The following is a 17,403-nucleotide window of genomic DNA, read 5'->3' as shown; positions in this document are numbered from 1 at the left end:
CGCGCCGGATCGCGGTCGTCGGAGGCAGGGAGTAGAGTGGTCGCCGTCAGAACGTGCATCGGCAGTCGCCGTCGCGCACCCCGATCCTCCCTCCTCCGAGTCGTCGCCCTGGGCGAAGACCTCGTGGTGGCGGATCCGAAGGCAGTCATGCCGGGCCGGGGGGCGTGGCTCACACCGACCGTCGAAGCGTACGAACTGGCCGTCAAGCGCCGGGCTTTCCGCCGGGCGCTGCGGCTGGGACGTGAACCGGACACGTCTGCGGTGCTCGAGTACCTGCGGCGTCTGCCCGAAGTGGAACCCATCCACGAGCGGCAGATCGACGCGGACGAGCGCACGGACACGACAGAACAGGCTGAACGGCTTATGGACAACTGATGAGCGGCTCGAAATGAGACCCATCATCCAGTGAGTCCTGCCCCTTGACGGGGTGGGACCCGTGAAGGAGAACAGTGGCGAAACCACGCGTACACGAGATCGCAAGCGAACTCGGCGTCGACAGCAAGACCGCACTCGAGAAGCTCAAGGAGCTTGGCGAATTCGTCAAGGGACCGAGCTCGAGCGTGGAACCCCCCGTGGCACGGAAGCTCCGTGCTGCCCTGCAGGCCGAGAGCGCAGCAGCGTCCTCGAAGCCCGCCGCAGCCCCCGCCGCCGCGGCGGCATCAGCTGCGCCCAAGCCCGGCGGCCCGAAGCCCGGACCGAAGCGTCCCGCGCCGGCCCCGGAGCCCGAAGCCCCCGTGCAGCAGCCCGAGGAGTCCGACGTGCCCGTCACGCCGGCACCGAAGTCCGTCGCGCAGCGTCAGGCTGAAGCTGAGGCTGCCCGCAAGGCCAAGGAAGCCGAGAAGGCCGCCGAGTCGACGGGTGAGTCGTCGTCGACCGATGACGCCCCCAAGAACGACGCCGTCAAGCCGGGCAGCGCCAAGCCGTCCGCAGCCGGTCCCAAGCCGGGTGGCCCGAAGCCGGGTGCCCGTCCCAGCAACAACCCCTACGCGTCGAACCAGGGCATGGGCTCGCGCCCGCCGCGCCCCGGCAACAACCCCTTCGCGTCGAACCAGGGCATGGGACAGCGTCCCGCCGGTGCTCCCGGTGCCGCTGGTGGGTCGGGCATCCCCCGCCCGCAGCCCCCGCGTCCGGGTGCACCCCGTCCGGGTGCTCCGCGTCCGGGTGGTCCCGGTCAGGCCAACCGTCCCAACGGCTTCGGGCAGCGCCCGGGCCAGGGCGGCGGCGGTCGTGGCGGCCCCGGTGGCGCACGTCCGGGTGCCGGTGGCGCCGGTGGCGGTTTCCCGCGTCCGGCGTTCAGCGGCCCGCGTCCCGCCGGTGGCGGCGGCCGTGGTCGTGGCCCCGGTGGCGGTACCGCAGGTGCGTTCGGTCGCGGTGGCGGCAAGAGCCGTGCCCGCAAGTCGAAGCGGACGAAGCGCGCCGAGTACGAGATGCGGCAGGCGCCGTCGCTCGGCGGCGTGCAGGTCCCTCGTGGCGACGGCAACACGGTCATCCGTCTCCGTCGTGGTGCGAGCATCTCGGACTTCGCGGACAAGATCGACGCGAGCCCCGGCAACCTGGTGACGGTGCTGTTCCACCTCGGTGAGATGGCGACCGCGACCGAGTCCCTGGACGAGGCCACCTTCGAGGTCCTCGGCGAGGAGCTCGGCTACCGCATCCAGGTCGTCTCGCCCGAGGACGAGGACCGCGAGCTCCTCGAGGGCTTCGACATCGACATCGACGCCGAGTACGCCGACGAGGACGACTCCGTCCTGCAGCAGCGTCCCCCGGTCGTCACCGTCATGGGTCACGTCGACCACGGCAAGACCCGCCTGCTCGACGCCATCCGCAACTCCAAGGTCGTCGAGGGCGAAGCCGGCGGCATCACGCAGCACATCGGTGCGTACCAGATCGTCGCGCAGCACGAGGGCATCGACCGTCCGATCACGTTCATCGACACCCCCGGTCACGAGGCCTTCACCGCCATGCGTGCCCGTGGTGCGCAGGTGACGGACATCGCGATCCTCGTGGTCGCGGCGGACGACGGCATCATGCCGCAGACGATCGAGGCCCTGAACCACGCGCAGTCGGCGAACGTGCCGATCGTCGTCGCGGTCAACAAGATCGACAAGGACGGCGCCAACCCGGCGAAGGTCCGCCAGCAGCTCACCGAGTACAACCTGGTGGCCGAGGAGTACGGCGGCGACGTCATGTTCGTCGACGTCTCCGCGCGGCAGAACATCGGCATCCAGGATCTCCTGGACGCCGTGCTGCTCACCGCTGACGCCGGGCTCGACCTGCGTGCGAACCCCGACAAGGACGCCCGCGGTGTCGCGATCGAAGCGCGCCTGGACAAGGGCCGCGGCGCCGTCGCGACCGTGCTCATCCAGTCCGGCACGCTCCACGTCGGTGACGCCATCGTGGCGGGCACGGCCTACGGCCGCGTCCGTGCGATGACCGACGAGGACGGCAACCCGGTCTCGGCCGCCACGCCGAGCCGCCCGGTGCAGGTCCAGGGTCTGTCCTCGGTGCCCCGCGCCGGTGACACCTTCCTGGTCACGGAGGAAGACCGTACGGCCCGTCAGATCGCTGAGAAGCGTGAAGCGGCCGAGCGCAACGCCCAGCTGGCCAAGGCCCGCAAGCGCATCTCGCTCGAGGACTTCACCCGTGCACTCGAAGAGGGCAAGGTCGACTCGCTCAACCTCATCATCAAGGGTGACGTCTCCGGTGCCGTCGAGGCACTCGAGCAGTCGCTCCTCGACATCGAGGTGGACGACAGCGTCCAGCTGCGCATCCTGCACCGCGGTGTGGGTGCGATCACCGAGTCGGACATCGACCTCGCCACGATCGACAACGCCATCGTCATCGGCTTCAACGTCCGTCCGGACGTCAAGGCCCGTGAGCGTGCGGCGCGTGAAGGCATCGACGTCCGGTTCTACTCGGTCATCTACAACGCACTCGAGGACATCGAGCAGTCCCTCAAGGGCATGCTCAAGCCCGAGTACGAAGAGGTGCAGTCCGGTGTCGCCGAGATCCGCGAGGTCTTCCGGTCCTCGAAGTTCGGCAACATCGCGGGTGTCATCGTCCGCTCCGGCACGATCACGCGCAACGCCAAGGCGCGCGTCATCCGTGACGGTGTGGTCCTGGCCGACGGACTGGCGATCGAGTCGCTCCGTCGCTTCAAGGACGACGTCACCGAGGTCCGCACGGACTACGAGGCCGGCATCGGTCTCGGCAAGTTCAACGACATCCAGCCCGGCGACGAGATCGAGACCACCGAGCTCGTCGAGAAGCCGCGCGACTGATCCTGTGACCACCCGAGCCCCGGCCTCCCTCAGGGGAGGCCGGGGCTCACCCCGTTCGACCAGGAACCACCAGCGGGACGCTCCGTCCCGCCCCTGCCTCAGGAGGCACCCCATGGCTGACCCGCAGCGCGCACGCAAGATGGCCGACCGCATCAAGGAGGTGGTCGCACGCCGCATCGACAAGGGCCTGCGGGACCCGCGCCTCGGCTTCGTGACGATCACCGACGTCCGGGTGACCGGTGACCTGCAGCACGCCTCGATCTTCTACACGGTGTACGGCACCGACGAGGAGCGCGCCGACTCCGCTGCGGCACTGAAGGCCGCCACCGGGCTGCTCCGCTCCGAGGTCGGCAAGAACATCACCGCGCGGCTCACCCCGTCGCTCGAGTTCATCGCCGACGCCCTGCCCGACACCTCCGCGCACCTCGAGGACCTGCTCGTGCAGGCCCAGATGCGCGACGAGCAGGTCCGCGCAGCAGCCGAGGGCGCCGTGTACGCCGGCGATGCCGACCCGTACAAGCACGACGACGAGGACGACGACACCGAGTCCGACGAGGACCCGGCGCGCGCCTGAGTCGTCGACGCGGCACGCTCCACGTCGCGACCGACGTCCGCGTCGGGGCCGTCGTCGCGCGTCAGGACTGCGGGAGCCGGTAGCCGCTCGCGTCGTCGCCCTCCGCGAGGCCGTCGCGCAGGAGCGACGCGAGCGCCCGGTCCCGCTGGTCGGCGTCCGGCCAGACCATCGCGATCTCGTCCGGCGTGACCGGCACGTCACTCGCGCGGAGTTCGGCCATGACCAGCCCGCGCACCTGGCGGTCGCTCCCGGCGAACGCCGCCTGCCGTGGTGCCCGCGGACCCTCGTGCTCCGGGTAGCCCGCCGCACGCCAGGCGCACCGGTCCGCGATCGGGCAGGCGTCGCACGCGGGGGAGCGGGACACGCACACGAGCGCCCCGAGCTCCATCACCGCCGCGTTGGTCGCGGCAGCGTCGTCGCGGTCGTCCGGCAGCACCGACGCCATCAGCGGCAGGTCCTTCTTCGCGTTCGCTGGGCCGGGCTGTCCCTCGCCGAGCAGTGCCCGGGCGAGCACCCGTCGGACGTTGACGTGCACGACGGGGTGCCGGTCCCCGTAGGCGAAGACCGCCACGGCCCTGGCGGTGTAGTCGCCGATCCCGGGAAGTGCCAGCAGGGCGTCGACGTCCCGCGGGACCACGTTGTCGTGCTGCTCGGCGATCACCGTCGCCGCCGCGTGCAGCGCGAGTGCGCGCCGCGGGTAGCCGAGCCGGTCCCAGGCACGCGCCGCGTCCGCCGGAGGGGAGTCCGCGAGGTCGCGAGGGGTCGGCCACCTGGTGAGCCACGCCTCCAGTCGGGGGACCACGCGCGCGACCTGTGTCTGCTGCAGCATGATCTCGCTGACGAGGGTGCCCCACGCCGGGAAACCGGGCCGACGCCACGGCAGGTCGCGCGCCTCGGCGCGGAACCACGCGATCAGCGGGGTCGCGATGTCGGGTCGGGGGGCGTCCTGTGGACGGTCACCGCTGTCCACAACCGGGTGGGAGGCTCCGCTCGCGTTCACCACGACAGCCTACGGTGGGTGCATGGCACGCTGGGCACCCGAAGAGACCGACACGATGGCCGCGATCGCTGCGGAGGTGATCGCACAGGTCGGCACGAACCGCACCGTCGTCGGCATCGACGGCCAGGACGGCACCGACCTCGAGCACGTGGCCGCCGCACTCGTCGCGGGGTTCGAGCAGCACGGCATCTCCGCGATGGCCGCAGCGGCTCCCTCCTCCGACGTCGACGTGCTGCGCAGCGACCTCGTCACGCCGTTCCGCACGACCGGTGCCGGTGACGGCGTCCTCGTCGTGCACGGCCACGGGGTGCTCGGGCATGGTGCTCGCGCACTCTGGCGCTGGTCGATGTGGGTCGAGCAGGAGTCCGGTCGGCTCGAGCGTCGCGCCGACGTGAAGATCGCCGCCTCGGCGGTGCTCGACGTCACCGACCCGGAGCACCCCCGGCGCGAGTGGAACGACGCCTGCTGACGGGCGCTGCTACTCTCCTCGGGTGCTCGAAACCGCTGCAGACGGCATCCTCCTCGTCGACAAGCCACAGGGGATCTCGAGTCACCGTGTGGTGTCCATCGCCCGGCGACGCCTCGACCTGAAGAAGATCGGGCACGCCGGCACGCTCGACCCCATGGCGACGGGGCTGCTGCTGCTCGGCGCCGGCCCGTCGACACGGCTGCTCACGCACCTGGTCGGCCTCGACAAGACCTACACGGCGACGATCCGCCTCGGTGTGTCGACCGACTCCGACGACGCTGACGGCACCCCGACCGCCGCGGCCGGGGTGGCTGATGCGGACGTGTCCGACGCCGCCGTCGAAGCCGCCGTCGCCCTGCAGCGGGGCCCGATCTCGCAGGTGCCGTCCACCGTCAGCGCGATCAAGGTGGACGGTCGACGTGCCTACGACCTGGCGCGGAAGGGCGAGAGCGTCGAGCTGAAGGCCCGGTCGGTCACCGTCTCCCGCTTCGAGGTCACCGCGCGGGGCGACGACGTCGTCACGTGCCTCGGTGCCGAGACGCACGTCGTGGACCTCGATGTCGTCGTCTCCTGCTCCTCCGGCACGTACGTCCGGGCCCTCGCGCGGGACATCGGCGCGACCCTCGGGACCGGTGCGCACCTCACGGCGCTGCGGCGCACGCTCGTCGGGCCCTTCTCCGTCGAGGACGCCATCGACCTCGAGGACGACGCCGTCGACGTCCGCGCAGCCCTGGCCCGCCCGGCCGCCATCGCCCGCGAGCTCTTCCCGGTCGTCGCCCTCGACGCGATCGCCGCGAAGGACCTCTCCGACGGCAAGCGGGTCGGCGCCGACCACCCCGACACCGACGGCCCCGTCGCCGCGGTGTCCGCCCGGGACGACCGACTGATCGGGCTCGTCTCGGTCCGGCGTGGACTGCTCCGCGTCATCACGAACTTCCCGACCCCGACCGGAGCGAACGCATGATCGAGTGGTTCACGTGGGTGCAGGTCGTGCTCGCCGTGGTCGTGGGGCTGTTCGCCGTCGTGGTCGGGTTCATCGGGTGGAAGCCGAACGACGCCACGGTCGGGTCGCTCGCCCTCGTGGAGCTGCTGCTCGTGGCGCAGCTCGTCGTGGCGCTGGTGGCACCTGCCGTGGGCAACCCGCCGCAGGGGAACGTGCTCGAGTTCTGGGTGTACGCGGTGTCGGTGCTGCTCGTCCCACCCGCGGCCATCGTCTGGGCGCTCGTCGACCGCACCCGGTGGAGCACCGTCGTCCTCGGTGCCGGTGCCTTCACGGTCGCGGTGATGGTCTACCGGATGTACCAGATCTGGTTCGCGCTGAACTGACGAGCGGTCCGGACGCGCCCCGTGGCCGATGCCGTACTGGGGACGGCCCGCACGTCGGTAGAATCGGTCCAATGGCGACCAAGTCCTCCCTCGCGACCGGTGTCGGGCGCGTCCTCATCGCCGTCTATGGCATCCTCGCCCTCGCCGCGACGGGCCGCAGCGTCGTCCAGATCGCCGAGAAGTTCTCGTTCGCGCCCTTCGCCTACACGCTCAGCGCCATCGCCGCCGTCGTGTACATCGTGGCGATGATCGCGCTGATCGTGCCCGGCCGTGCCTGGTACCGCGTCGCCTGCGTCACCATCGTCTTCGAGATGACCGGCGTGCTGGTCATCGGCACCCTGTCGTTGCTCGACCGCCAGCTGTTCCCCGATGACACCATCTGGTCGTACTACGGCCTCGGCTACGCCTTCGCACCGCTGGTTCTCCCGATCGCGGGACTCTGGTGGCTCCGGAAGCACCACCGCACGGCGGGCGCGGCGGCAGGCCCTGCCGAGCAGCCGGTCGTGGCGGCCGGCGAGTGAACGGGGGAGCGATGCAGTTCTACGAGGACGCCGCAGACGTGCCGCAGGGCTTCGGCCCGAGCGCCGTCACGATCGGCAAGTTCGACGGGGTCCACGTCGGGCACCGTGCAGTGATCGCGCACCTGGAGCGGGCGGCGGCCGAGCACGGGCTGGTGTCGACGGTGGTCACCTTCGACCGGCACCCGCTCAGCGTCATCGACCCCGTCAGTGTGCCGCCGGCGCTGACCAGCATCGCGCAGCGCCGTGAGCTCCTCGAAGCCGTCGGGGTCGACGCCACCCTCCTGCTCCGGTTCGACGACGAGCTGCAGTCCTGGTCGCCGGAGGCCTTCGTGTCGAAGATCCTCGTTGACACCCTGCACGCGAAGCTCCTCTTCGTCGGCAGCGACTTCCGCTTCGGCGCGAAGGGCGCCGGCGACGTCGCCCTGCTCCGGACCCTCGGGGCCGAGCACGGCTTCGCCGTCGAGCTCATCGACGACGTCGACCTGGTGGACGACGTCCGCCCGGACGGTGAACGCCGGGTCTCGTCGACGTGGATCCGGGAGCTCCTCAGCCAGGGGCGGGTCGCCGAGGCCGCACGACTGCTCGGTCGCGACCACGCCGTCCGCAGCACGGTGGTGCGGGGCAACCAACGCGGACGGGCCATGGGCTACCCGACGGCGAACCTCGACCCGGCGTGCGAGGGCTTCGTGCCCGACGACGGTGTCTACGCCGCACGCGTGCTGTACGACGGCACGACCTACCCGGCGGCGGTGTCGGTCGGCAACAACCCGACGTTCGAGGGCGTGCCGGCGAAGCAGATCGAGGCCCACCTGCTCGACGTCGACATCGACCTGTACGACGAGACCATCTCGGTGCTCTTCGTCTCGTTCGTGCGGGGCATGGTGAAGTTCGGGTCGATGGACGACCTCGCCGCCCAGATGCGCCAGGACGACCTCGACATCCGCCTGCTCCTCGGGATGTCCGCGCCCGTCTGAGCCGTGACCGTCTGAGCCACGCTCCCGGGACGACGAGACCCCCACGAGCCGTGCGCTCGTGGGGGTCTCGTGGTGTGTCGGTCGGTGCTCAGCCGCCCAGGGCGTCGAGCCAGATCTTGCGGGCGTCGAGGGCTTCCTGGGCGTCCTTGATCTTGCGGGCGTCCCCGGAGGCCTTCGCCGACTCGAGTTCGCCCTCGAGCTTGCCGATGGCGTCCTCGAGCTGGCTCGCGAGGCCGGTCGTCCGTGCCTTGCGCTCCGGGTTCGACTCACGCCAGTGCGCTTCCTCGAGCCCCTTGACGTGCTCCTCGATCGCGCGGATGCGGTCCTCGACACGGCGGACGTCGGCGCGGGGGACCCGGCCGACCTCGTCCCAGCGGCGCTGGATGTCCGTCAGGGTCTTGCGGGCGGCGACGCGGTCGCGCTGCTGGAGCAACGGCTCGGCCTCGGTGAGGATGGCGAGCTTGGCCTCGAGGTTGGCCGAGTACTCCTCGTTCTCCGCGCTGCTCTCGGCGTGGCGCTGCTCGAAGAGGACGTCGCCGGCGGCCTTGAAGCGTGCCCAGAGCGCGTCGTCGTGGCGCTTGCCGGCGCGGCCGGCCTGCTTCCAGTCGTCGAGCAGCTGGCGGTACGCCGGGATGGCGTCGGAGCCGCGCGACGCGAGTGCCTCGGCCTGCTGGACGAGCTCCTGCTTGCGGGTGCGGGCGTCGCGGTGCTGGGCGTCGAGTTCCGAGTAGAAGGCGCGGCGGTGCTGGTCGACCGTCGAGCGGGCGGCACGGAAGCGCTTCCACAGCTCGTTGGCCTCGTTCTTCGGGATCCGGGGGCCGTCGTGCTGGTGCTGCTGCCAGCGCGCGAACACGTCGTCGAGCTGCGCGGTGATCTGCTTCCACTGCGCGCGCGCCGGGTCCACCGCCGCGAGCGCCTCGGCTTCCTCGACCAGGCCGGCGCGGAACGCCAGTGCCTCGGCCAGGGCTGCCTGGTTCTGCTCGGCCTGCTCCTTGGTGAGCGAGCCGAGCTGCTCAGCGAGCACGGCGACCCGGTCCTCGAGCGACTTGAGGTCGCCGACGACGCGGGCTTCGGTGACCAGGGCGGTCAGGTGCTCGACGGTGCGTGCGACGTCGTTCGCCGACGCCCCGCGCTGCACGCGCTGCTCGGCGATCTTCACCTGGCCTTCGAGGTCGGCGTACTTCCGCGCGAAGTAGGCGAGTGCTTCCTCGGCGGTCGCGTCGGGGTACTCACCCACGACACGCTCGGTGTCCTGGTACCGGACGTACACGGTGCCGGCCTCGTCGACCCGCCCCCAGGTCGTTGCTTCGTCAGATCCCACAGGTCTCGCCTCGATCGTGGTCGTGCATCACCGACGTCGCCGTCGGCACGGTCAGGAAGCCACCCTATTGCACCGGCGGCCCCCGCGGCCCGCGGATGCGTCGGGCTGTGGACTACCGCTGCTCGGCGATGGTGGCACCGGTGATGGTGGTGGCCACCTCCGGCGTGCCGGTGCCGTCGCTGCCGGCGTCCTCCACGCCCTTCGACGTGATCTCCGCCTCCAGGTCCGACAGGCCACTGGTCACCTTGCCGACGACCGTGTAGCCGCCGGTCGAGCCGTCGAGCGTCGTGTCGCCGTAGACGATGAAGAACTGCGTGGACTGCGAGTACGTGGAGGCGCTCCGCGCGATCGCGATGGTGCCCTTCTCGTACCGGTCGTCCTTCGGCGTGTTCTCGATCGGTCCGTACTGGAAGCCGGCGTCACCGGTGCCGTCGCCGTTCGCCGAGCCGCACTGCAGGAAGCGGAAGTCGGCGCTGGCGGCGAGCCGGTGGCACGTGGTGCCCTCGTAGAACTGCTTGCGGATCAGGTCGATCTCGACGCTCGCGGCCTGGGGCGCTCGCCTGCCGTCGAGTTCGATGCCCAGCCGGACGTCCTTGTTCAGGGTCAGCGAACCGGTCCAGGTGCGGCCCTTCGCGATCGACCTGCTCGGCACGTCGCCGGTGTTCGCCGCGGTGGCACTCGCCGACGGCGTCGGGGTGGCGGTCGCGCTGGCGGACGCCGACGGGGTCGGGTCCTGGCTGGCGTGTGACCCCGCGTACAGGAGCTGCGAACCGGTGGCGAGGGCGGCGACCGCCACCAGGGCCACGACCCCGACGACGTCGTCCCGGCGCCGACGACGTCGCTGTCGGTCGTGCAGGCCCTGCCGTGCTTCGTAGAGTCGGAGCCGCTCGCGTGCCTCGCGGGTCTCGCGCGCCTGGTTCTTCGGTGCCACGGTGCTGGTCTGCCCTCTCGTCGCAGTGTGCGACGAGCGTATCGGACCGGTCCCGGTGGGATCCGGTGTCGGCGGACGCGCCTACGATTGCGGCATGGCATCGGATCGCTCGGGCATGAACGCGCCCACGACCGGGGGCCGCGTCGGGCTCGCGCAGGGGTCCGTCCCGCTCGCGGTCCGGATGCGTCCCACCAGCCTGCAGGAAGTCGCCGGGCAGCAGCACCTGCTCGGACGGGGCTCACCACTCGTGCAGCTCGCCACCGGCACGCGGGACAACCCCGGCGGCGTCTCCGTCATCCTCTGGGGCCCACCCGGCACCGGCAAGACCACCCTCGCGCAGGCCATCGCCCGGCAGTCGGGACGGGAGTTCGTCGAGCTGTCCGCCGTCACCGCCGGTGTCAAGGACGTGCGAGAGGTCATGGAGAAGGCCCTCACGCACCGTGACCTCTACGGGTCCACGACCGTGCTGTTCCTCGACGAGATCCACCGCTTCAGCAAGGCGCAGCAGGACGCCCTGCTGCCCGGGGTCGAGAACGGCTGGGTGATCCTCATCGCCGCGACGACCGAGAACCCCTCGTTCTCGGTGATCTCCCCGCTGTTGTCCCGGTCCCTGCTGCTCACGCTCACGCCGCTGACCGACGCCGACCTCGGCATGCTCGTCGACCGCGCGGTGGAGGACGCCCGCGGGCTCGGCGGCGGGGTGGTCCTCGGGGACGAAGCCCGCGCGGCGATCGTCCGGCTGGCGTCCGGTGACGCCCGGCGTGCACTCACGGCGCTCGAAGCAGCGGCCGCGTCCGCCACCGCGGCGCAGGACGACGACGACGACACCGTCCCCGTGGTGGACGCCGACACCGTCGCAGCCGCGGTGGACCGGGCACTGCTCCGCTACGACCGGCAGGGCGACGAGCACTACGACGTCATCAGCGCCTTCATCAAGTCGGTCAGGGGGAGCGACGTCGACGCCGCGCTGCACTACCTGGCGCGCATGATCGAGGCCGGCGAGGACTCGCGCTTCATCGCCCGCCGCATCATCATCTCCGCGGCCGAGGACATCGGGATGGCCGACCCGCAGGCGCTCCCCATCGCCGTCGCCGCCGCGCAGGCCGTCCAGCTGATCGGCATGCCCGAGGGCCGCATCCCCCTCGCCGAGGCCGTCGTGTACCTGGCCACTGCCCCGAAGTCGAACGCGGCCTACAACGGTGTCAACGCCGCGATGGCGGACGTCAAGGCGGGTCGGATGGGCGTGGTGCCGAACCACCTGCGGGACGCCCACTACGCCGGGGCGAAGCGCCTCGGGCACGGCAAGGGGTACGTGTACTCACACGACGCCGAGCACGGGGTCGCCGAGCAGCAGTACCTGCCCGACGCGCTCGAGGGCACCGAGTACTACACCCCGACCACGAACGGCTACGAACGTGAGGTCGGCCCGCGTCTCGACCGCCTCCGGAAGATCACCCGCGGCGAGTGAGCGCGGCGCTTCTGCGCCCGCCCGAACCCTGCTATCGTTGGCGGGCCTACGTCCTGGTCCCCACGTGCGGCTGCGTCGGGGACAGAGTGCTGCAGATGCAGCACGGGGGCAGAGGTTCGGACTGTAGCCGTCCGATCCCACAGGCTCATCCCTCTGGATCCCTTCACGGGGTCGTCGACACGTGCGCGTGCCGAGACCCGTGTTCAGTTCAGTTCAGTACAGAGAAAAGGACCCTGTGTCTACCAAGTCACGCACCCGCAGCAAGACCCGCCTGTCGCGCGCGCTCGGCATCCCGCTGACGCCGAAGGCGGCCCGTTACCTCGAGAAGCGCCCCTACGGGCCCGGTGAGCACGGCCGTACGCGCCGTCGTGCGGACAGCGACTACGCCGTCCGCCTCCGGGAGAAGCAGCGTCTGCGCGCCCAGTACGGCATCCGCGAGAAGCAGCTCCGCATCGTCTTCGAAGAGGCCCGCAAGACCACCGGCCTGACCGGTGAGAACCTCGTCGAGCTGCTCGAGACCCGCCTCGACGCCCTGATCGTGCGTGCCGGCTTCGCCCGCACCACGTCGCAGGCCCGTCAGCTGATCGTGCACCGTCACATCCTCGTCGACGGCAAGCTCGTCGACCGCCCCTCCTTCCGCGTCAAGGAGGGCCAGCTGATGCACGTCAAGCCGCGCTCCGAGTCGCTCGAGCCCTTCCAGGTCGCCGCTGCCGGTGGCCACCTGGAAGTCCTCCCGAAGGTGCCGGGCTACCTCGAGGTCGAGATCGACAAGCTCCAGGCCCGCCTCGTGCGTCGCCCGAAGCGTGCCGAGGTCCCCGTGACCTGTGAAGTCCAGCTCGTCGTCGAGTACTACGCAGCTCGCTGATCCACAGCACCACACCGTCAACGGCGGGTCGTCCACAGCGGACGGCCCGCCGTTCGGCGTTCCCGGGGCGGCGACTAAGCTGGTCTGACGCGCGCCACGGCGCCAGCGAGAGGGAGCCACCGTGAAGCAGTTGTTCTTCGTCGTCATCGGCGTGCTCATCGGGTTCGTCGTCGCCAACCGCGTCGGAGTGACCTCCGGCGGTGCCCGGTCCGGCGGTGGCACGTTCCTCGCACAGGTCGATGCCCGCACGAAGGCCTTCACGGGTGCCGTCGTCGACGGCTACCGCTCGCGCGAAGCCGAGCTCCGCACCGACGACTGACACGCCCCCCAGCGCAGTCACCACCAGCGCCGTCACCTCCAACGGCCCCCGCCTCGTCCCACGTCATCAGGAAGCACCATGCAGACCGCAGAGATCCGCCGCCGTTGGCTCCAGTACTTCGGTGACCGCGGCCACACCGTCGTCCCGTCCGCCTCGCTCGTCTCGGACGACCCCTCGCTGCTCTTCACGGTCGCCGGCATGGTCCCGTTCATCCCGTACCTGACCGGGCTCGTCCCGTCGCCGTACCCCCGCGCCACGAGCGTCCAGAAGTGCATCCGCACCAACGACATCGAAGAGGTCGGCAAGACCCCGCGGCACGGCACGTTCTTCCAGATGAACGGCAACTTCTCCTTCGGCGACTACTTCAAGGAGCAGGCGATCCAGTACGCCTGGGAGTTCCTGACGTCACCGGAACCCGACGGCGGGCTCGGGTTCTCCGCCGACGACCTCTGGGTCACGGTGTACGAGGACGACGACGAGGCCATCGCCTTCTGGAAGCAGCACTCCACGCTGCCCGACGAGCGGATCCAGCGCCTCGGCAAGGACACCAACTACTGGTCGACCGGGCAGCCCGGGCCGGCCGGCCCCTGCTCGGAGATCTTCTTCGACCGTGGGCCCGCGTACGGCATCGACGGCGGCCCCGCCACCGACGACGACCGCTACGTCGAGATCTGGAACCTCGTGTTCATGCAGTACCAGATCGCGGACGTGCGCTCGAAGTACGACTTCGAGATCACCGGCGAACTGCCGAACAAGAACATCGACACCGGCATGGGGCTCGAGCGCGTCGCCTTCATCAAGCAGGGCGTCGACAACATGTACGAGATCGACCAGGTCCGCCCGGTCCTCGACAAGGCCGCCGAGGTGTCCGGTCGTCGCTACGGCGCCGTGCACGAGGACGACGTCCGCATGCGCGTCATCGCCGACCACGTCCGGTCCGCGCTCATGCTCATCACCGACGGCGTCTCCCCGTCGAACGAGGGCCGCGGCTACATCCTCCGACGGCTGCTGCGCCGCACCGTGCGTGCCATGCGCCTGCTCGGGGTGGAGGCCGCGACGTTCCCGTCGCTCTTCCCCGCGTCGCGCGACGCGATGAAGGACGCCTACCCCGAGGTCGCGTCCGACTACGACCGCATCGCACGCATCGCCTACGCAGAAGAGGAGACCTTCCTCCGCACGCTCGCGCAGGGCACCACGATCCTCGACGTCGCGGTCGACCGTGCCAAGCAGGACGGCCGTCCCTCGATCGGCGGCGACACCGCGTTCCTGCTGCACGACACGTTCGGGTTCCCGATCGACCTGACGCTCGAGATGGCAGGGGAAGCGGGCGTCCACGTCGACCGCACCGCCTTCGACACGCTCATGGCCGAGCAGCGGTCCCGGGCCAAGGCCGACGCCAAGAGCAAGAAGACCGCGCTCGCGGACCTCAGCGTCTACAGTGCCTTCCGTGCCGCCGGCGAGACCACCTTCCTCGGCTACGACGCACTCCAGGCCGAGTCCCGCGTGCTCGGTATCATCGTCGGGGGCGTCAGCGTCGACCGTGCCGTCGTCGGGGACATCGCCGAGGTCATCCTCAGCGAGACCAGCCTGTACGCCGAGTCCGGCGGCCAGGACGCCGACCAGGGCTCGATCATCGGCAACGGCTTCGACCTCGAGGTCCTCGACGTCCAGAAGCCCGTCACCGGTCTGTGGTCGCACACCGTCCAGGTCCGCTCCGGCGAGGTCGCGGTCGGCGCCCCCGCCACCACGGTCGTCGACGCCGAGTACCGCCGCGGCGCCACGCAGGCGCACTCGGCGACGCACCTCGTCAACGCCGCACTCCGCGACGTCCTCGGCCCCGAGGCACTGCAGGCCGGTTCCTACAACAAGTCCGGCTACATGCGCCTGGACTTCTCCTGGAGCCAGCCCGTCTCCCTCGAGACCCGCTCCGAGATCGAAGAGGTGGTCAACAGCGCGATCCGCTCCGACCTCGCGGTCTCCACGCGCATCCTGCCGATCGACGAGGCCAGGGCACTCGGCGCGCAGGCACTGTTCGGCGAGAAGTACGGTGCCGAGGTCCGCATGGTCGACATCGGCGGCCCGTGGTCCCGCGAACTCTGCGGTGGCATCCACGTGGCCTCCAGCGCCCAGGTCGGCCTCGTCAACCTGGTCGGTGAGTCCAGCGTCGGGTCGACCAACCGTCGCGTCGAGGCCCTCGTCGGGCTCGAGGGCTTCCGCGAACTCGCGGTCGAGCGCACCATCGTGTCCCAGCTCTCCAGTGCGCTCAAGGCCCCCCGGAACGACCTGCCCGCCCGCGTGCAGTCCCTGATGGAGGACCTCCGCATCGCGCAGAAGCGCATCGCGGAGTTCGAGTCCGCCGGCCTGCAGCAGCGCGTGCCGGCGATCGCCCGCCTCGCGACGACCATCGGCACAGCCACCGTGGTGGCCGAGACGGTCGACGGGCTGAAGTCCGCCGACGAGCTCCGGTCGCTCGCCACCAGCGTGCGCGCACAGCTCGGCACCGAGGCGGCCGTGGTCGTCCTCGGCGCCGTGGTGAACGGCAAGCCGGCGGTCATCGTCGCCACGAACGACGCCGCACGCAGCGCGGGCGTCCAGGCCGGCCCCCTCGCGAAGGAAGCCGCCGCGGTCCTCGGCGGTGGCGGCGGGGGCAAGCCCGACCTCGCCCAGGGCGGCGGCACCGACGTGGCGGCACTGCCGGCGGCGCTCCGCGCGGTCACCGACCGGCTCGCGGCCTGAGCGTGACGATCCGGTCCGGACGCCGGCTCGGCATCGACGTCGGCCGCGCCCGGATCGGGGTCGCCGTGTGCGACCGCGACGGCCTCATCGCCACCCCGGTCGAGACCGTCCGGCGTGACGACAAGCACGACCTGCGGCGCATCCTCACGATCGCCGACGAGTACGACGTGCTGGAGATCGTGGTCGGCCTGCCGCTGTCGATGTCGGGCGGCGACACCCCGTCCACGACGGACGCCAGGGCGTTCGCGGCCCGGATCGCCGAGCACCGACCGGTGCGCCTGGTCGACGAACGTCTGTCGACCGTCACGGCCCAGCGGGGCATGCGAGCGGCCGGCCGGACCACGAAGAACTCGCGGGCCGTGATCGACCAAGCGGCCGCTGTTATCATTCTGCAACACGCGCTCGACCACGAGCGTTCGTCCGGCGCCCCGCCTGGGGCCACGCTCCCCGAGTAGGGCTGCCCTCGTCGTCACCGAAGCGACGGAGCCCCGCGGAGTTCCCACCGAGAGATCGAGGACCGTTGGCAGACGACCTGGACTGGAACGCGATCATCGCGACCGGCAACGACGCCGATCGACGGGGCCACCGCTCCCGCCGGGACGGCGCACCAGATGACCGCACCGACAGCCCCGGTGGCGGGGAACCGCCCGCCGGTCGGCCGCTCTCCCGCCGGGAGGCCCGTGCCAGGGAAGCGGCAGCGGCGCGCGACGCGCAGACGGCCGGCTCGACCGCACCCCAGCAGCAGCAGACACAGCAGCAGCAGACACGGCAGCAGCCGACACCGCAGCAGCCGACACCGCAGCAGACGGTGTCCCAGTCGCCGACGCCCGCGGCCCGGAACCGCTTCGACGTGGACGCGCCGGGACGCGACGACGACGCTGGCGTGACGCACCGCGACGACCTCGCCGCCGCGGTCGCACCGGCAGCGGTGGCGGACGACGGTGAGGCCGACCGCGGCACCGGCAACGGTGGTGGCGCTGCGGGAGGCGGCGGAGGTGACGGCCGTGACGGCGGCGGGGGAGCCTCCCGTCCGCCGCGTGGTCCCCACGAGCCGCACCGCCGCTCACGTGGCGCGCTCATCGCGGGGATTGTCATCGTCGCGATCGTCGTCGCTGCCGGCGTCGGCGCGTACGCGTTCGCGGCGCCGAAGGTGCAGCAGGTCGTCGCGGCGTTCAGCGGGGACAAGGAGCCGGAGGACTACTCCGGCGACGGCACCTCGAAGGTGACCATCACGATCAAGCAGGGCGACATCGGCGAGGACGTCGCGAAGACGCTGCAGCGCAGCGGTGTCGTGAAGACGTCCGGGGTGTTCTACAAGCTCCTGCTCGCGAGCCCGAGCGTGCAGTTCCAGCCGGGTTCGTACGCGCTGAAGAAGAAGATGAGCTCGAAGGCGGCGCTGTCGGCGTTGCAGGACAAGGCGAACCGGGTGGAGGACGCGTCGATCGTCATCCCCGAGGGCACGGTCCTGGCGGACATCGAAGCCGGCATGGTGTCGAAGGCCGGCCTGACCGAGGACGAGGTCTCCGCCGCCGCCAAGGACGTCGGCGCGTACGGGCTGCCGTCCGGCGTGACGTCGCTCGAGGGCTGGTTGTTCCCGGCGACCTACCCGATCAAACCC

At 71.0% G+C, this 17,403-nt stretch carries 16 protein-coding genes and 1 pseudogene; 14 read left to right on the top strand and 3 right to left on the bottom strand.

Annotation, left to right across the window (positions count from 1 at the left end):
* Positions 1–36 precede the first annotated feature (36 nt).
* The 3 genes from OVA28_RS14400 (at position 37) to rbfA (ending at position 3,855) form a co-directional block, all read left to right on the top strand.
* Positions 37–375, top strand: coding sequence for a YlxR family protein (locus tag OVA28_RS14400; protein ID WP_083393124.1), 339 nt, complete (start codon positions 37–39; stop codon positions 373–375).
* A 74-nt stretch (positions 376–449) separates the two neighbouring features.
* A complete protein-coding gene (gene infB / locus OVA28_RS14395) occupies positions 450–3,281 on the top strand; it encodes a translation initiation factor IF-2 (protein ID WP_268097428.1) in 2,832 nt (943 codons plus the stop codon).
* A 112-nt stretch (positions 3,282–3,393) separates the two neighbouring features.
* Entirely contained in the window at positions 3,394–3,855 is a 462-nt protein-coding gene (gene rbfA / locus OVA28_RS14390) for a 30S ribosome-binding factor RbfA (protein WP_268097427.1), read from the top strand.
* 61 nt (positions 3,856–3,916) lie between these two features.
* Here rbfA and OVA28_RS14385 read toward each other — a convergent pair whose 3' ends face one another.
* Positions 3,917–4,783: an A/G-specific adenine glycosylase gene (locus OVA28_RS14385; protein ID WP_268098220.1), complete on the bottom strand. Its 867-nt coding sequence runs from the start codon at positions 4,781–4,783 to the stop codon at positions 3,917–3,919.
* A gap of 94 nt (positions 4,784–4,877) precedes the next feature.
* Here OVA28_RS14385 and OVA28_RS14380 point away from each other — a divergent pair, with 94 nt between their 5' ends.
* From OVA28_RS14380 to OVA28_RS14360, 5 genes are all read left to right on the top strand, one after another.
* Entirely contained in the window at positions 4,878–5,324 is a 447-nt protein-coding gene (locus OVA28_RS14380; RefSeq protein ID WP_268097426.1) for a hypothetical protein, read from the top strand.
* A gap of 22 nt (positions 5,325–5,346) precedes the next feature.
* The gene (gene truB / locus OVA28_RS14375) at positions 5,347–6,288 is read left to right on the top strand and encodes a tRNA pseudouridine(55) synthase TruB (protein ID WP_194660407.1); all 942 of its coding nucleotides are present in this window, start codon (positions 5,347–5,349) and stop codon (positions 6,286–6,288) included.
* Positions 6,285–6,650, top strand: a complete 366-nt coding sequence (locus OVA28_RS14370; RefSeq protein ID WP_194660408.1) for a hypothetical protein — start codon at positions 6,285–6,287, stop codon at positions 6,648–6,650. Before truB ends, OVA28_RS14370 begins: the two co-directional genes overlap by 4 nt.
* 71 nt (positions 6,651–6,721) lie before the next feature.
* Positions 6,722–7,171 carry a hypothetical protein gene (locus OVA28_RS14365; protein WP_194660409.1) on the top strand — a complete coding sequence of 150 codons (450 nt, stop codon included), beginning with the start codon at positions 6,722–6,724 and terminating at the stop codon, positions 7,169–7,171.
* 11 nt (positions 7,172–7,182) lie between these two features.
* Positions 7,183–8,145: a bifunctional riboflavin kinase/FAD synthetase gene (locus OVA28_RS14360; protein ID WP_194660410.1), complete on the top strand. Its 963-nt coding sequence runs from the start codon at positions 7,183–7,185 to the stop codon at positions 8,143–8,145.
* Between the two features lie 88 nt (positions 8,146–8,233).
* On the opposite strand, the gene OVA28_RS14355 is transcribed toward OVA28_RS14360, so the two are convergent.
* A complete protein-coding gene (locus tag OVA28_RS14355; protein ID WP_268097425.1) occupies positions 8,234–9,466 on the bottom strand; it encodes a DUF349 domain-containing protein in 1,233 nt (410 codons plus the stop codon).
* A gap of 112 nt (positions 9,467–9,578) precedes the next feature.
* The gene (locus OVA28_RS14350; protein ID WP_194660412.1) at positions 9,579–10,397 is read right to left on the bottom strand and encodes a peptidylprolyl isomerase; all 819 of its coding nucleotides are present in this window, start codon (positions 10,395–10,397) and stop codon (positions 9,579–9,581) included.
* 115 nt (positions 10,398–10,512) lie between these two features.
* On the opposite strand from OVA28_RS14350, the gene OVA28_RS14345 reads away from it, so the two are divergent.
* The 6 genes and pseudogenes from OVA28_RS14345 to OVA28_RS19150 form a co-directional block, all read left to right on the top strand.
* Positions 10,513–11,865, top strand: coding sequence for a replication-associated recombination protein A (locus tag OVA28_RS14345; protein WP_268098219.1), 1,353 nt, complete (start codon positions 10,513–10,515; stop codon positions 11,863–11,865).
* A 235-nt stretch (positions 11,866–12,100) separates the two neighbouring features.
* Positions 12,101–12,730: a 30S ribosomal protein S4 gene (rpsD, locus tag OVA28_RS14340; protein WP_194625521.1), complete on the top strand. Its 630-nt coding sequence runs from the start codon at positions 12,101–12,103 to the stop codon at positions 12,728–12,730.
* A 121-nt stretch (positions 12,731–12,851) separates the two neighbouring features.
* Entirely contained in the window at positions 12,852–13,049 is a 198-nt protein-coding gene (locus tag OVA28_RS14335; protein ID WP_194660413.1) for a hypothetical protein, read from the top strand.
* Between the two features lie 78 nt (positions 13,050–13,127).
* The gene (alaS, locus tag OVA28_RS14330; protein ID WP_268097424.1) at positions 13,128–15,785 is read left to right on the top strand and encodes an alanine--tRNA ligase; all 2,658 of its coding nucleotides are present in this window, start codon (positions 13,128–13,130) and stop codon (positions 15,783–15,785) included.
* A gap of 8 nt (positions 15,786–15,793) precedes the next feature.
* Entirely contained in the window at positions 15,794–16,240 is a 447-nt protein-coding gene (gene ruvX / locus OVA28_RS14325) for a Holliday junction resolvase RuvX (protein WP_268098218.1), read from the top strand.
* 353 nt (positions 16,241–16,593) lie between these two features.
* Positions 16,594–17,400 (top strand): annotated as a pseudogene (locus OVA28_RS19150) (endolytic transglycosylase MltG); the annotation flags it as partial.
* Positions 17,401–17,403 lie beyond the last annotated feature (3 nt).

Origin of the sequence: Curtobacterium sp. SL109, from assembly GCF_026672405.1 — a bacterium.
GTDB lineage: Bacteria > Actinomycetota > Actinomycetes > Actinomycetales > Microbacteriaceae > Curtobacterium.
Note: the sequence above shows the minus strand (reverse complement) of the source record. Positions and strands in the feature narration are given on the sequence as shown.

Excerpts from the sequence above, each read along its gene's own strand:
- rbfA (WP_268097427.1), top strand. The coding sequence starts at position 3,394 with ATGGCTGACCCGCAGCGCGCACGCAAGATGGCCGACCGCATCAAGGAG.
- OVA28_RS14380 (WP_268097426.1), top strand. The coding sequence starts at position 4,878 with ATGGCACGCTGGGCACCCGAAGAGACCGACACGATGGCCGCGATCGCT.
- OVA28_RS14370 (WP_194660408.1), top strand. The coding sequence starts at position 6,285 with ATGATCGAGTGGTTCACGTGGGTGCAGGTCGTGCTCGCCGTGGTCGTG.
- OVA28_RS14365 (WP_194660409.1), top strand. The coding sequence starts at position 6,722 with ATGGCGACCAAGTCCTCCCTCGCGACCGGTGTCGGGCGCGTCCTCATC.
- OVA28_RS14360 (WP_194660410.1), top strand. The coding sequence starts at position 7,183 with ATGCAGTTCTACGAGGACGCCGCAGACGTGCCGCAGGGCTTCGGCCCG.
- OVA28_RS14345 (WP_268098219.1), top strand. The coding sequence starts at position 10,513 with ATGAACGCGCCCACGACCGGGGGCCGCGTCGGGCTCGCGCAGGGGTCC.
- alaS (WP_268097424.1), top strand. The coding sequence starts at position 13,128 with ATGCAGACCGCAGAGATCCGCCGCCGTTGGCTCCAGTACTTCGGTGAC.